Below are 14,089 nucleotides of genomic sequence, written 5' to 3'. Positions count from 1 at the left end.
CGAAGGAGAAGTGATGTCAGTAAATTCCCAGCCGACCGATGCCGACGTGGCGCTGTTCGGCAACCGATTTGTCACCCAGGAGGTTCCGAGCCGGGAGTTCCCGGAGACCGGCATGCCTGCTCAGGACGCCCTGCGGCTGGTGGCGGAGGACCTGGCGCTGGAGGGTGATCCGGCCCGGAACCTGGCGACCTTCGTGACGACATGGATGGAGCCGCAGGCCCAGCAGATCATCGCCGAGAACCTGCACCGGAATTTCATCGACCACGCCGAATATCCCCGCACCGCCGAGATCGAGCAGCGCTGCATCCGGATGCTCGCCGACCTCTTCCACGCGCCCGGCGAGACGACAGGAGCCCGAACCCAGGGATCGTCCGAGGCGATCATGCTCGGCGGTCTGTCCCTGAAGTGGAACTGGCGCAAACGCCGCGAGGCCGCCGGCGCGTCGACGTCGAGCCCTAACCTTGTGTTCGGCGGCGACGTCCATGTCGTGTGGGAGAAGTTCTGCCGCTACTTCGACGTCGAGCCGCGGATCGTGCCGCTGCAGCCGGGGAAGTACACGATCGGCCCCGACGACGTGCAGGCCCATGTCGATGAGAACACCATCGGCGTCGCAGCCGTGCTGGGTACGACGTTCACCGGGCACAAGGACGACGTCGTCGGCATCAACGACCTCCTGGTACGGATCAAACGTGAGCGGGGCCTTGATGTGCCGTTACACGTTGACGGGGCCAGCGGGGGGTTCGTCTGGCCCTTCCTCTACCCGGACTCCGAGTGGGACTTCCGGCTCGAACAGGTCCACTCCATCAACGTCTCCGGGCACAAGTTCGGACTGGTCTATCCCGGCATCGGCTGGCTGATCTTCCGGGAGAGGGCCGATCTGGCCAAGGACCTCGTCTTCGAGGAGAACTATCTCGGCAAGACCGATTCGACCTTCACCCTGAACTTCTCCACCGGTTCGTCGATGGTTCTCGCCCAGTACTACAACTTCGTGCGTTACGGTCGGGCCGGTTACACCTACATCATGCAGAACATGCAGGCCAACGCCCGCGTCCTCGCCGAGAAGCTGGACGCCATGGGCCGCTTCGAGATCATCGGTCGCGACGAGGAGCAACTTCCCCTGGTCGCGTTCCGGCTCGCGGCCGACACCGGGTACGACGAGTTCGACATTGCCTGGCAGCTCGCGGCCGAGCGCGGCTGGATGGTGCCGGCATACACCCTACCGCCGAACGCCCAAGACGTGACGATCATGCGTGCCCTGGTCAAGGAAACGCTGAGCCGCGAGCACGTCGACACGCTCGCCCGAGACATCGAAGAGGCGTGCTCCACGCTGGCTAAAAAGGGAGGCGCGCACGAATCCGAACGAAACAAGATCGTCACCGGCCCCGGCCATTGACCTGGTGCAAGGGTGACACATCAGGCGCAGGCCGCGGTGCTGCTCTGGAAACGTCGTCACTAGGGCCTTCTGGCCCGAATTCTAGGGCCTATATCGATGGCGATAACCGCCACGCGCGAGCTTTCGCTTCACAAAAGTGCCAGATGCAACGGCCCATTGACATCCCATACCGAATTGCGGATCCTCGTGGCTAGGACTGTTCCAGCTCGCAGTGGCGCTGGATTTGGGGGTAGCAATGGGAAGCGGCGACTTTTGCCATTTTCAGCTGAGCCTGTTCCAAACGTGGAAACTCCGCAAGGACTCGTGCATCCTGCATGTCGCGGCGCGTCAACAGCGGCTCATAACTGCCCTCGCCATCCATGGCCCCCGCCCTCGAAGCTATTTGGTCGGGCTCCTGTGGCCGGAGAGTTCCGAGACTCGGGCCATGGAGAGTCTGCGCGTCAGCATGCACCTGGTTTCACGGCAGGTGCCGGGTCTGCTGGTTAACGGGGGCACCGAGCTATCGCTCAGCGATTCGGTGGACGTCGACTTGCACCGCGTCCGGTCGTGTATTCGAGAGCTGGGCCAATCCGGCGTCGACGGGAATGCTGCTTCGTCCCTGAACCTCTTACGCGAGGCCGAACTGCTCCCGGGCTGGTACGACGACTGGGTGCTCTTTGAACAGAGCAGACTGCGGCAGGACCGGCTCCACGCGTTCCACAACATTGGCCGCGAATCACTGGCGCGCGGCGACTTTGAGGTTGCCTTGGAAGCATCGGAGGCAGCGCTGGAACTTGAACCGCTCTATGAGAGCGCGGTTGGCCTTCTCATTCAGGCTCAAAGGCGGCAGGGCAACAATGCTGCCGCGCTTCGAGCCTTCGAAAAATATCGAACCAAGCTAAACGAGGACATGGGCCTGGTGCCGTCAGAGGCCATTCGGCGCCTCGTTGCCGACGTTTCGTGAGCGCGTCCACTTCGGCGTTGTTATCTCCGGGCGGAAACCTGCTGTGGGCGGACCGGCCAAGTTCCTAAGCGTCAGGGATGGTATCTAGCCAACGGTTCACCGCTGCGACGACTTCTGCCCGGCCGCGAGCATAACTCACCGCGGGTTCGTCACCTTCCGGCCATCCAGCGATGATCCGTGCACGGAAGGGTTCGGGACTTTCCCGATCCCTCCAGATTCGAATTACCAAGGTTGCCTGGGTGGGCGGCCCACCGTTCGGCCCATATAAGTCATCGGACACTGTCCTGCCCATCCCATCGGCTCCCGTCGCTGCGGCCATCAAGTGAATAGGCTGATCCGGCTCACCAACGCTGGCACCCTAATCCACCGAGCAGTCTCTCAGACCCAACTCAAGATTTTCTGGTAGTACCCTGAACATTCGCACGTCACATGATGCCCTTCGGAGATTCGCCCCGTAGTTCATGCACGAATGAAGCGCACAGAGAACGCCCCTAACGCGATCGCCGCTAGAGTCGAAGCGATGCAAAAAACTCAGAATGCTTCTGACCTGCCCGCGCCGGCCCCGGCCGCACTGGGCTCCGATGACGGCACCGATGGCTTTGTCCGGGTGCGCGGCGCCCGCGAGAACAACCTCCGCAACGTGGACGTGGCCGTCCCGCGTGACGCGATCGTCGCCTTCACCGGCGTATCGGGGTCAGGCAAGTCCTCCCTGGCATTCGGGACAATCTACGCCGAAGCCCAGCGCCGGTACTTCGAATCCGTAGCACCGTACGCCCGCCGGCTCATCCAACAGGGACACAACCCCAAAGTTGAAATGATCACGGGACTGCCTCCCGCCGTCGCGCTTCAACAGCGCCGCGGCACGCCCAGCAGCCGGTCCACGGTGGGGACCGTGACAACACTGTCCAACTCCCTCCGTATGCTTTTCTCGCGCGCAGGCAGCTACCCGGCGGATGCGACTCCGCTGGACTCGGACGCCTTCTCGCCCAACACGGCCGCCGGGGCGTGCCCAGAATGCCACGGCCTCGGCGTTGCGCACTCCGTGAGCGAAGCCGCCATGGTTCCCGACCCTTCCCTGAGCATCCGTGGGGGAGCCATCGCGGCATGGCCGACTGCCTGGCAGGGCAAGAACCTGCGCGACATCCTCATTCACCTCGGCTACGACGTGGACACCCCCTGGCGTAAGCTGCCCAGGAAACACCGCGACTGGATCCTTTTCACCGAGGAACAGCCCGTAGTGGAAATCACGCCTCAGCGGGACCGGGTGGCCAAGCCGTACAAGGGCCGGTTCTGGAGCGCCAAGAGCTACGTGCTGCACACCCTCGCCGATTCCAAGAGCAACACGATGCGCGAGCGGGTGCTCCGGTTCATGGAGACCGGCCCCTGCCCGCGGTGCGGCGGCAGCGGACTCACGCCCGAGGCCCTGGCAGTGACCTTCGCCGGCAGGACCATCGCCGAACTCAATGCCATTCCACTGGCCGAGCTGGCGGACGTGATCCGCCCGACCACCGAGTTGAAGGACGCCGGAACGGCGTCCCGAACGCTGACGCCCGGCCAGCAGTCGTCGGGCGAAGGCACCGAGGTGGCAGTCGCCATCACGCGTGATCTCCTCCAGCGCGTTATGGTCCTGTTGGATCTCGGGCTTGGCTACCTCGCCCTGGGCCGGCCGACACCCACCTTGTCCCCGGGCGAGATGCAGCGCCTCCGGATTGCCACCCAGCTCCGCTCGGGGCTGTTTGGGGTGGTCTACGTGCTGGACGAGCCCTCTGCCGGGCTGCACCCTGCTGACGCCGAGCCCCTCCTGGCAGTTCTGGAGCAGCTCAAGTCCTCCGGCAACTCCGTGTTCGTTGTCGAGCACAACATGGACATTGTCCGCCACGCCGACTGGCTCGTGGACGTCGGCCCGCGCGCCGGGGAAGGCGGCGGCGAAGTGCTGTACAGCGGCCCGGTGGACGGCCTCGCCGCCGTCGGGGCCTCCGTCACGCGCCCGTTCCTCCTTCCGGACGGATCCAGGGGCGGTGCTGACGACGGCGGCAGCACCGGCGGCGATTACCGCACCGGCGCGCCTGACAGCAGCGTCCGCGCCAGCCGCCGTCGGGAGCCGGGCGGCTGGCTGGAGCTGAGCGACATCACGCGCCACAACCTCCGCGGCCTTGACGCCTCCTTCCCGTTGCAGGTCCTGACGGCGGTGACCGGAGTCTCCGGTTCGGGCAAGTCGACGCTGGTCAGTCACGTTCTGGCCGGGGTGGTTGGAGCGGAGCTTCACGGCGACGGTGTCACCGCTGACACCGATGAGGACCAGACGACCGACGCCGGTGATCCCGGCACGCCGCTGAGCGTAGGAACCGTGACCGGCTTGCACCTGGTGGACCGGCTGGTAACAGTGGACCAAAAGCCCATCGGCCGCACGCCCCGGTCCAATCTGGCCACGTACACAGGGCTCTTCGATGCAGTGCGCAAGGAGTTCGCGGCCACGGACGCGGCACGGACCCGCGGATACGGGGCCGGGCGCTTCTCCTTCAACGTGGCCGGCGGGCGTTGCGAAACCTGCCAGGGCGAGGGGTTCGTGGCAGTGGAGCTGCTGTTCCTGCCGGGCAGCTACGGTCCCTGCCCGGAATGCCGCGGTTCGCGCTACAACCCTGAAACCCTTGAGATCACCTACCGCGGCAAGACCGTTGCCGACGTCCTGGGCATGACAGTGGACGCGGCCGCTGAATTCCTCGAGGACATTTCGCCGGCGGCCCGCAGCCTCCAGACCCTCCGGGACGTCGGGCTGGGCTACCTGCGGCTCGGACAGCCCGCCACCGAACTATCCGGCGGGGAGGCCCAGCGCATCAAGCTCGCCACCGAGCTGCAGCGGGCACGCCGTGGCCACACGCTGTACCTGCTGGATGAACCCACCACGGGCCTGCATCCGGCCGACATCCAGCTGCTCATGGCACAGCTGCACCGGCTCGTCGACGCGGGAAACACGGTGGTCCTGGTGGAACACGAAATGGATGTTGTGGCCGCGGCAGACTGGGTGATCGATCTGGGGCCGGCCGACGGCGACGCCGGTGGCAAAATCGTCGCAGCCGGCACACCCGCCACGGTCGCGGGATCCAGGGAGAGCCGGACCGCCCCATACCTCGCCGCCGCATGCCAGATGGGGCAATGACGTACGTCGGTCTGCGCCGCATCATGGCGCGACGGGAACCCCCATCGGTTCCGATGTTGCCCTTGCATACTCAGGTGTAGTCTGATCGGCGTCACCAGCGATGGTGCTGGTGCTGACCAAGGAGTCGTGCCATGAGTACCGAATCAAGCTCCGCGGCGGGGACCGTTCCGGCGGGAAGTGGTCGCAGGGCTGAAAATCTCCGACCAAACCAAAGCAGTGTGTCTCCACAGGCGGGCATGAGCCAACCCTTCGCCGATCCGGCGGCTCTAGGCCTGGGCGCTTTCGCGCTGACTACCTTTGTCCTCAGCGTCATCAACGCCGGCCTGATCCCGAAAACGGTCGAACCCGTAGTCCTGGGACTTGCACTGTTCTACGGCGGTATGGCGCAGTTCGCCGCGGGAATCTGGGAATTTGCCAACCGCAACGTCTTTGGCGCCACGGCCTTTTGCTCCTACGGGGCCTTCTGGCTGTCCTTCTGGTTCTTGAGCCAGTTCAGCGCGGGCAGCCTTCCGGCCGCGGATGCCAGCAAAGGGGTGGGCCTTTACCTCCTGGCCTGGGCAATTTTTACCGCGTACATGACCCTTTCCGCGTGGCGGGTCAGCATGGGCGTCTTTGCCGTTTTCGTCTTCCTGACCCTGACCTTTATTGCGCTGTTTCTCGGCGCCTTTTCCGGGGCCGCCGGACTGACGATGCTGGGCGGCTGGCTGGGCATCGTGACGGCGCTTGTAGCCTGGTACTGCTCCCTCGCGGTGGTCGCGAACGCCACCTACAAACGGACTGTGCTTTCGGTGGGACGACGGTGACCGGCGATGGCCGCAGACCCAACGGAAGCGGATGAGACCCTCGCAAACCTGTTGCACGAACAGCGGCGCTTTCCACCGGAAGCCGGCTTTTCCGCCCAAGCCAACGTCACGCCGTCGGATTACGAGGAAGCCGACGGCGACAGGCTGGCGTTTTGGGCGCGGCAGGCTGAGCGGCTCGACTGGACCCAAAAATGGAGCGGGGTCCTGGACTGGTCCAATCCGCCATTCGCCAAATGGTTCGTCGGGGGCAGGCTCAATGCCGCCTATAACTGCCTCGACCGGCATGTGGCTGCCGGCCGCGGAGAGAGGGTCGCCTACTACTTTGAAGGCGAGGCCGGGGACTCCCGCACGATCACGTATGCCCAGCTCACCCGCCTGGTCTGCCAAGCAGCGAACACGCTGACCGACTTGGGCGTCACCTCCGGAGACCGGGTGGCCATATACATGCCCATGATTCCGGAGACCGTCGTGGCGATGCTTGCCTGTGCGCGAATCGGAGCACCGCACACAGTCGTGTTCGGCGGGTTTTCTGCGGACGCTCTCCGGACGCGGATCCACGACTGCGATGCGCGGATCGTCATCACCTCCGACGGCGCCTACCGCCGCGGCAAGGCCAACGGGTTGAAGGCCGCCGTCGACGAGGCCCTGCTGGACTGCCCGGAGGTTCGCAACGTCCTGGTGGTCCGACGCACAGGCCAGGACGTGGACTGGACACCTGACCGCGACATCTGGTGGCACGAATCGGTGGAGCTGGCATCCGTAGATCACCGCGCCGAGGCCTTCGACGCTGAACATCCCCTGTACGTGATGTACACCTCGGGCACCACGGGCAAGCCCAAGGGCATCCTGCACACCACCGGCGGCTACCTCACGGCGTGCGCCTACACCCACTGGGCAGTGTTCGACCTAAAAGCCGAGTCCGACATTTTCTGGACAGCCGCGGACATCGGCTGGGTTACCGGGCACAGCTACATCGTGTATGGACCCCTGGCCAACGGTGCCACGTCCGTGCTGTACGAGGGCACACCGGACACCCCGCATCAGGGCCGCTGGTGGGAAATCATCGACAAGTACAAGGTCTCGATTCTCTACTGTGCCCCGACCGCCATCCGGACATTCATGAAATGGGGCGCCCAGATACCGGCCAAGTACAGCCTCGAGAGTCTGCGGGTGATCGGCACCGTGGGCGAGCCCATCAATCCGGCTGCCTACATCTGGTACCGGGAGAACATCGGGCACAACCAGACGCCCGTCGTGGACACTTGGTGGCAGACCGAGACCGGCTCCATCATGATCAGTCCGCTGCCGGGCATTACAGCAGGCAAACCCGGCGCCGCCATGAGGGCCCTGCCCGGGATCGTGGCCGACGTCGTAAACGACGCGGGCGCGCCGGTGGCTAACGGCTCCGGCGGCTACCTGGTCCTCAGGGAGCCCTGGCCATCCATGTTGCGCACCATCTGGGGTGACAACGACCGGTACGTGGAGACGTACTGGGCACGGTTCCCGGGCCTTTACTTCGCCGGGGACGGCGCGAAGAAGGACGAGGACGGGGACATCTGGCTTCTCGGCCGGGTGGACGACGTGATGAACGTGGCCGGACACCGGCTTTCGACGACGGAAATCGAATCGGCGCTCGTCGCCCATCCTAAAGTCGCCGAAGCCGCCGTCGTCGGCGCCCTCGACGACACCACCGGGCAGGCCATCGTCGCCTTCGTCATCTTGCGCAGCGAGGCGGGTGACGGCGGACCGGAAGTCGTTCAGGAGCTGCGGGAACATGTGGCCAAGGAAATCGGCAAAATCGCCCGGCCCCGGCAGATCATGGTGGTGGCCGAGCTGCCTAAGACCCGGTCCGGCAAGATCATGCGACGCCTCCTCAAAGACGTGGCGCAGGACAGACCGGTCGGGGATGTCACCACTCTGGCGGACTCGTCCGTCATGGAGCTGATCAAGGCCGGCATGCCAGGCGGCGCCGGCGGGGCGCATTAGTGGTGCGGCTTGGGCACGCCTTTAGCAAGGCCAAGGACGCTTCGATAAGCGCGCCAGATCCCCGCGGTGATGCCGTTCTAGAGCTGCGCGTCGCCGATGATTTCGCGGGAAAGCTGGTTCAGCGGTTCGTGCCGCTCCCTGGAACCGGTGATGAGGGTGGCGAGGGCCAGGTCACGGCCAAGGTGGAAGCGTTCCATGAGGACCCCGGTAGCCGTTCTCACCGCGTCGCGGTCTCCCAGTGCCCGGATGAGCCCGTCACTCAGCCGCTGCGCCGAGTCCCGAGCAAGGGTGTTAGCGAGCATCAGGGCTGCTGGGCGGGCGAGAAGCTCGATCACTCGGACGGCCCTGGAATCGAATCCGCCAGGGGCAGGGGAGTAAACCTTCAGGGCCCCGATCGCGCCGTCGCGGGTCAAGAGCGGGGAGCTGATCACAGACCGCAGTGGCAGATCGGCGACAGCCCGGGTCCAGGTAGGCCAGCGCGTTTCCGTGTGGGTGTCCTCTACATTCATAGTTGTCTGCTGGGCCCAGGCGCTGAGGCAGGGACCCTGTCCGAGGTCGTACTGCAGTTGATCCGCGTCCAGCACCACCGGATCGGTTGATGCCGTACTTGTGCGGCGGCCCCAGCCATCCATCAGGCTGACGCCGGCCCCGGCGGTTCCCGGAATCGCTTCTACCAGGGCTTGGGCAAGGGCAAGGACGGCTTCATCGACGGTGTCGTGAGTCAGTAGCAGGTCGGCGAGCCGGGCCGTGAGGGCGGCGAGCTCGTCCGCGAGGGGCAGGTCGGCGTCCATCAGAGGTACCCGTTGGGAGTAACGGCCGCACTGATGCGGGACGGCCTGCGCGGCCGCGGCCGACCCAGAAATAAAGTCCCCGGGCGGTCGAGGGTGGCTGGTGAGGCGGACAAGGGTGCGATCCTCTCATAAGTCCGCGGTAGCCGCGCCGCGGGGCCTATGCCGCACTGGGCGGGTGCCCGGTTGACGACGGCTATGTTGGGATCACTCTAGAGTCAACGGGGCCAGGGCCCCGGGTTAGCCATCGGGCTGAGGCTGTGACGTCAGGCGCACAGAGCAAACCTGCCCGGCTTTCGGGCGGGATCCTCCACCATTATATTCAACGTCCACCGCCCGCCGCGAGAGGTCGCGTCAACTCTCGAATGGACGGTGGGACGGCGACAGCGATGTCGCGATCGGGGGCGGCGCGCCCACCATGGCTGCGGCTGGCGGACCCCGTCGAGGGCGGGCTGTCCGGGCTGCGGCGAAGCGCCCTAGTTCCGCAAAACCGCCAACGCCTCTGGCAGTGGCATGTGTAACGCGGGGCCGTGGCCGGGAAGGATGACTGTGGCCTTGATGCCGTCCAGGCGGTGGGTTGCCGCCAGCGCGGCCGCCGGGTCCGTGTGGTACATCGGGTGAAGCATCTGGGGTCCGGTTTTTCGGCTGAGCGGATGGCCGCTGACAAACGAGTCACCGACGGCGATCACCCCCGCTTCGGGGAGAAGGATTGCCACGTTCCCTGGCGTATGGCCCGGCAGCAGGATCGCTTCTGGGGAGCCGGGCAGGCTCCGGAGCTTCTCCGCGTCCCACGCCAGGGCTTCCGGTGAAGGCTTCGCCGTGAGGGCGCCGGCCTTGATGACGTGGATCATCCAGCGGAAGACGCGCGGGCGCCAAGCCCGGACGAAGACCTTCCCGAACGTGACCTGGTGCTTTTCCTTTCCCTGGACGTGGGCCACTTCTTCCGGGGCGCACAGGATCGGTGTTCCGTACGTTTCGGAGAAGTGGGCCGCGGAGCCGGTGTGGTCCACGTGACCGTGCGTGATCAGCAAGGCCAGGGCGTCAGCCGGCTGCAGGTCCAGATAGTGGAGGGAGTCAAGGACCAGGGGACGGTCGGCGGGATAACCGCTGTCAATGAGCATGAAGCCAGTGTGGTCGCGGACCACGATCCAGTTGGAGGCTGGTCCTTCGGCGAGATAGACGCCGGGGGCCTGCTCGGAAACGTTGGTCGCGGGGTTCCACGCCTGGGATTGGTGCTGCACCCGGTACATCCTAGTCAACTCGTCCGTCCGTGCAGCCTCTTGAACGGCTGATCGCCCGAGGATTAGCATGGCCGGCACGGGCGTCGGTGGCGCACCGGTACAGTGCGGCGCCAAGGAGACGGCCATGGGCGAGACAACTGCAAAGCCGCCATCAGCGTTCCTGTTGGTCGACCTGATCATCTCCCTGGACGGGTATGCCTCGGCCGAGGGGTGGCCCGGGTGGTGGGGTCTGGAAGGGCCGGAATACCTGGCGTGGCTGGAGCAAGAGGGGGAGAAGGGCTACACCTTCCTTCTGGGGGCGAAAACCTATCGGCTGATGTCCAGCATGTCGCGGGAGGCTTCGGCCGAGGACTCGGAATTCTCCAAGGATGAGGGGGCCACCCTGACCGGCCTTGCGGCCGTCCCCAAGGTCGTCTTCTCCTCCAGCCTGCAAGCACCCCTGAGTTGGCCGAACTCGAAGTTGGTCACCGGCGACGCGGTCGAGGCCGTGCGGGAGATGAAACGGACCGGGACCGGCCCTTTAAGCACACTCGGGAGCCTCAGCCTCTGCCGGTCCCTGCTGGCCGCTGGCCTCGTGGACCGGTTCCGAGTGGTCGTCTTCCCGGTGATCACGGGCCGAACCGGCAGCGAACGGATCTACGACGGCTATCCGGACGTCGCGCTCCAGATGGTGCACAGCAGGACCTTCGACGGCCCGCTCCAGCTGCTCGAGTACATCCCCACCGTGCTCAGCGGCCCGACGGGCAGCAGCCCTCCCTGACCCAACGGTCTGTCGCTAAAGTTCAGACAGCTACACGAGCGGCCACGGGTAGCGCCTGCCGGTGTGATCCACCGGCAGCACGCCCGACCGCAGCAGGCGCTGCACCCGGCGCTGCACGGCGGTGACCTCTGCGCCGTCGAGGAGGTCGGCGACGTCGGGAGGCACGGCGTCGGCCAGCGGCATAATGTCCTCGAGAAGGGCAGCCGGGATGGGCTCGGCCGCAAAGTCCCAGATCACCGTGCGCAGTTTGAAGTCAGTGGAAAAGCACAGCCCGTGGTCGATGCCCCACACATGGCCGTCGTCGCCGCGCAGCACGTGCCCGCTCTTGCGGTCGGTGTTGTTGGCGATGCAGTCGAACAGGGCGATCTTCGCCAAGGCGGCATGGGTTTCGGGCGAGTCGGCGTAGAGGGTGAAGTAGTGCTCACGCACGTCGCCCTCGATGAACCACTGCAGCGAACCGACCCCCAGAGGCGAGTCCTCGCGGATCACCGTCGGCGGCACGATCGCCCATTCGAGGTATTCGCTGAGCAGGTACGCGGCGCGTTCCCGCCGGTACAGCCCGGGCTCAAAATCGAACAGTGGCCGCTCCCCGGCCTCCGGCTTGTAGACCGCCCAGGCCGAGTCGTCTCCGCAGGTGAGCTGGACCAGGAACGTCGCGTTGCTGCTGTGCGGGATGCGCCCGAGCAGTTCGACACGGCCATCGACCAGCAGTGTCAGTTCCCGGCCGGGCTCTTCCCCCCTCACGGTTCTTTCCATCTCACGGTGCCCGCATCACAGTGCCCGCAGCCCGCTCAAAGGATCCAGGGTCGAATTTACCGTAAGCACTGCCGGCGACTGGCCCTCCACGTAGGAGATGACCGAGACGGAGCCAGGGCTGACGACGATGCGTTGGAAGAGGTCAAGATGCGTCCCCAGCGCGTGGGAGACGGCGGCCTTGATTGGATCAGCGTGGGAGAAGCAGGCGACGACGCCGCCGGCATGGGCGGTGCGCAACTCCTCCAGCGCGCCGACAATCCGGGCCTGCATCTGCCGGAAACTCTCCCCGCCCGGGAAGGTGAAAGCGGACGGGGTGTGCTGGACGCTCTGCCACTCAGGCAGGCGGGCGATTTCGGCGAGCGCGGCCCCGGTCCACTCCCCGAAGTCGCATTCGGTCAGGCCGGTATGGAGGTGCACGTCCAGCCCGGTGCAGGCGGCCGCCGGCTCCGCGGTCTCCCGGGCGCGCTCCAGCGGCGAGGAGTAGATGGCATCGACCGGAAGACCGGCCAGCCGTTCCGCCACCCGTTCAGCCTGGACCCGGCCCCGGTCAGACAGGTGCAGTCCCGCAGCGCGCCCGGGCAGCACCGCGCCTGTGGTGGGCGTCTGTCCGTGCCGCACCAGAAGGAGCAGGGTGCTCGGCGGTGTTGAAGGTGCCAAAGGCGTTGCTTCACTCATCAGGACTAAGCGTAGCGGCAGGGGTCCCCGCCCGAGCTTGCGAGGGAAGGGGCAGCCGCGGAGCGGTAGCGGCAGGGGTCCCCGCCTGAGCTTGCGAGGGAGGGGGCAGCCGCGGAGCGGTAGCGTTCGTGAATCGTGGAACGCTCGATTCGGCGCGGGTACCAGGACTACGGTGGTGGTGTGAGTAATCGTCCCGATATCTTCACCATTGGAGAGTTGCGTGCAGCCGGCCATGTCCACAAGGACCTGCGCCACGAGATCCGCGACAATCTGCTCGCCGCGCTCGCCGCTGACCGCGATCCCTGGCCCGGCATGTTCGGGTTCAGCCGAACTGTGCTGCCCCAGCTGGAGCGCGCCCTGATAGCCGGCCACGACGTCGTCCTGCTGGGGGAGCGGGGACAGGGCAAAACACGGCTCCTGCGCACCCTGGTCGGACTGCTTGACGAGTGGTCTCCTGTGATCGAGGGGTCGGAATTGAATGAGCACCCGTACGAACCGATCACGGAGCAGTCCCGGGCCCGTGTGCTCGCCGAAGGGGACCGGCTGCGTGTGGACTGGCGCCACCGCTCCGAACGCTACGTTGAGAAGCTCGCCACCCCGGACACCTCAGTGGCCGACCTGATTGGCGACGTCGACCCCATGCGGGTGGCCGAAGGCCGCCGGCTTGGTGACCCGGAAACCATCCACTACGGCCTTGTCCCGCGTTCCAACCGTGGCATCGTGGCCATCAACGAACTGCCCGACCTCGCCGAGCGGATCCAGGTGTCGATGCTCAACGTCATGGAGGAACGGGATATCCAGATCCGCGGCTACGTGCTCCGGCTGCCGCTGGACGTGCTGGTGGTCGCCTCCGCCAACCCCGAGGACTACACCAACCGAGGCCGGATCATCACGCCCCTGAAGGACCGGTTCGGGGCCGAAATCCGGACCCACTACCCGATAGAGCTGGACGACGAGGTCGCCGTCATCCGGCAGGAGGGGCGGCTAGTGGCCGACGTCCCGACCATTCTCCTGGAGATCCTGGCGCGCTACACCCGTGCGCTCCGGCAGTCCCCGGCCATCAACCAGAGCTCCGGTGTCTCCGCCCGCTTCGGCATCGCCGGAGCCGAGACCGTGGCAGCGGCGGCGCTGCGCCGGGCGGCAGTGCGTGGCGAGGACATGGCAGTCGCGCGGATCGTCGACCTGGAGAGCGCCGTCGACGTCCTCTCCGGCAAGATCGAGTTCGAATCGGGCGAGGAGGGGCGTGAACAGGCCGTTCTTGACCACCTGGTGCGCACGGCCACGGCCGAAGCCGTGCGGGAACATTACCGCGGCCTCGACTTCGGCCCGCTCGTGGCGGCACTCGACGGCCATAGGACCGTGACCACCGGGGAAGAAGTCACCGCGCGGGAGTTCCTGGAAAACCTCCCGTCCCTCAACGGCTCCAGCCTTTACGACGAGATCGGCGCGCGGGCGGGTGCGGAGAACGACGGCCAGCGCGCGGCCGCCATCGAACTGGCATTGGAAGGTCTCTACCTCGCACGGCGGATCTCGAAGGAGTCCGGCGACGGGGAGACGATCTACGGCTAAAGATTAACGACAGCGTTA

The 14,089-nt window shown here is 65.9% G+C and carries 11 protein-coding genes; 7 read left to right on the top strand and 4 right to left on the bottom strand.

Features of this window, described 5'->3' with window-relative positions; all coding sequences use genetic code 11:
- The first annotated feature begins 13 nt into the window (after positions 1 to 13).
- The 5 genes from ACFVVK_RS03240 to acs all read left to right on the top strand — a co-directional run bounded on the left by ACFVVK_RS03240 (position 14) and on the right by acs (position 8,282).
- Positions 14 to 1,393 carry a glutamate decarboxylase gene (locus ACFVVK_RS03240; protein WP_390263379.1) on the top strand — a complete coding sequence of 460 codons (1,380 nt, stop codon included), beginning with the start codon at positions 14 to 16 and terminating at the stop codon, positions 1,391 to 1,393.
- A gap of 424 nt (positions 1,394 to 1,817) precedes the next feature.
- The gene (locus tag ACFVVK_RS03235; protein WP_390263377.1) at positions 1,818 to 2,336 is read left to right on the top strand and encodes a bacterial transcriptional activator domain-containing protein; all 519 of its coding nucleotides are present in this window, start codon (positions 1,818 to 1,820) and stop codon (positions 2,334 to 2,336) included.
- Positions 2,337 to 2,856: 520 nt separating this feature from the next.
- The gene (locus ACFVVK_RS03230; RefSeq protein ID WP_390263375.1) at positions 2,857 to 5,493 is read left to right on the top strand and encodes an ABC transporter; all 2,637 of its coding nucleotides are present in this window, start codon (positions 2,857 to 2,859) and stop codon (positions 5,491 to 5,493) included.
- Positions 5,494 to 5,729: 236 nt separating this feature from the next.
- On the top strand, positions 5,730 to 6,296 hold the full coding sequence (locus tag ACFVVK_RS03225; RefSeq protein WP_390263372.1) for an acetate uptake transporter: 567 nt from the start codon (positions 5,730 to 5,732) through the stop codon (positions 6,294 to 6,296).
- Positions 6,297 to 6,302: 6 nt separating this feature from the next.
- Positions 6,303 to 8,282, top strand: a complete 1,980-nt coding sequence (gene acs / locus ACFVVK_RS03220) for an acetate--CoA ligase (protein WP_390263369.1) — start codon at positions 6,303 to 6,305, stop codon at positions 8,280 to 8,282.
- A gap of 77 nt (positions 8,283 to 8,359) precedes the next feature.
- Here acs and ACFVVK_RS03215 read toward each other — a convergent pair whose 3' ends face one another.
- Together ACFVVK_RS03215 and ACFVVK_RS03210 are read right to left on the bottom strand one after the other, a co-directional pair.
- Positions 8,360 to 9,073 (bottom strand): GAF and ANTAR domain-containing protein, encoded by a 714-nt coding sequence (locus tag ACFVVK_RS03215; RefSeq protein WP_390263366.1) that lies wholly within the window; start codon positions 9,071 to 9,073, stop codon positions 8,360 to 8,362.
- Positions 9,074 to 9,546: 473 nt separating this feature from the next.
- Positions 9,547 to 10,311, bottom strand: coding sequence for an MBL fold metallo-hydrolase (locus ACFVVK_RS03210; protein ID WP_390263363.1), 765 nt, complete (start codon positions 10,309 to 10,311; stop codon positions 9,547 to 9,549).
- A gap of 124 nt (positions 10,312 to 10,435) precedes the next feature.
- Here ACFVVK_RS03210 and ACFVVK_RS03205 point away from each other — a divergent pair, with 124 nt between their 5' ends.
- Positions 10,436 to 11,071: a dihydrofolate reductase family protein gene (locus ACFVVK_RS03205; RefSeq protein WP_390263361.1), complete on the top strand. Its 636-nt coding sequence runs from the start codon at positions 10,436 to 10,438 to the stop codon at positions 11,069 to 11,071.
- 30 nt (positions 11,072 to 11,101) lie between these two features.
- Here the strand turns inward: ACFVVK_RS03205 and ACFVVK_RS03200 are convergent, their stop codons facing one another.
- Together ACFVVK_RS03200 and ACFVVK_RS03195 are read right to left on the bottom strand one after the other, a co-directional pair.
- Positions 11,102 to 11,815: an SCO1664 family protein gene (locus ACFVVK_RS03200; protein WP_390263358.1), complete on the bottom strand. Its 714-nt coding sequence runs from the start codon at positions 11,813 to 11,815 to the stop codon at positions 11,102 to 11,104.
- 27 nt (positions 11,816 to 11,842) lie between these two features.
- Positions 11,843 to 12,502 (bottom strand): MSMEG_4193 family putative phosphomutase, encoded by a 660-nt coding sequence (locus ACFVVK_RS03195; RefSeq protein ID WP_390263355.1) that lies wholly within the window; start codon positions 12,500 to 12,502, stop codon positions 11,843 to 11,845.
- Between the two features lie 180 nt (positions 12,503 to 12,682).
- Here ACFVVK_RS03195 and ACFVVK_RS03190 point away from each other — a divergent pair, with 180 nt between their 5' ends.
- Complete coding sequence (locus tag ACFVVK_RS03190; RefSeq protein ID WP_390263352.1) at positions 12,683 to 14,071, top strand: sigma 54-interacting transcriptional regulator; 1,389 nt, start codon at positions 12,683 to 12,685, stop codon at positions 14,069 to 14,071.
- The last annotated feature ends 18 nt before the right edge of the window (positions 14,072 to 14,089 follow it).

The sequence above is a fragment of the Arthrobacter sp. NPDC058192 genome, assembly GCF_042883665.1.
Lineage (GTDB): Bacteria > Actinomycetota > Actinomycetes > Actinomycetales > Micrococcaceae > Arthrobacter.
This window is presented reverse-complemented; position numbering and strand designations above follow the sequence as displayed.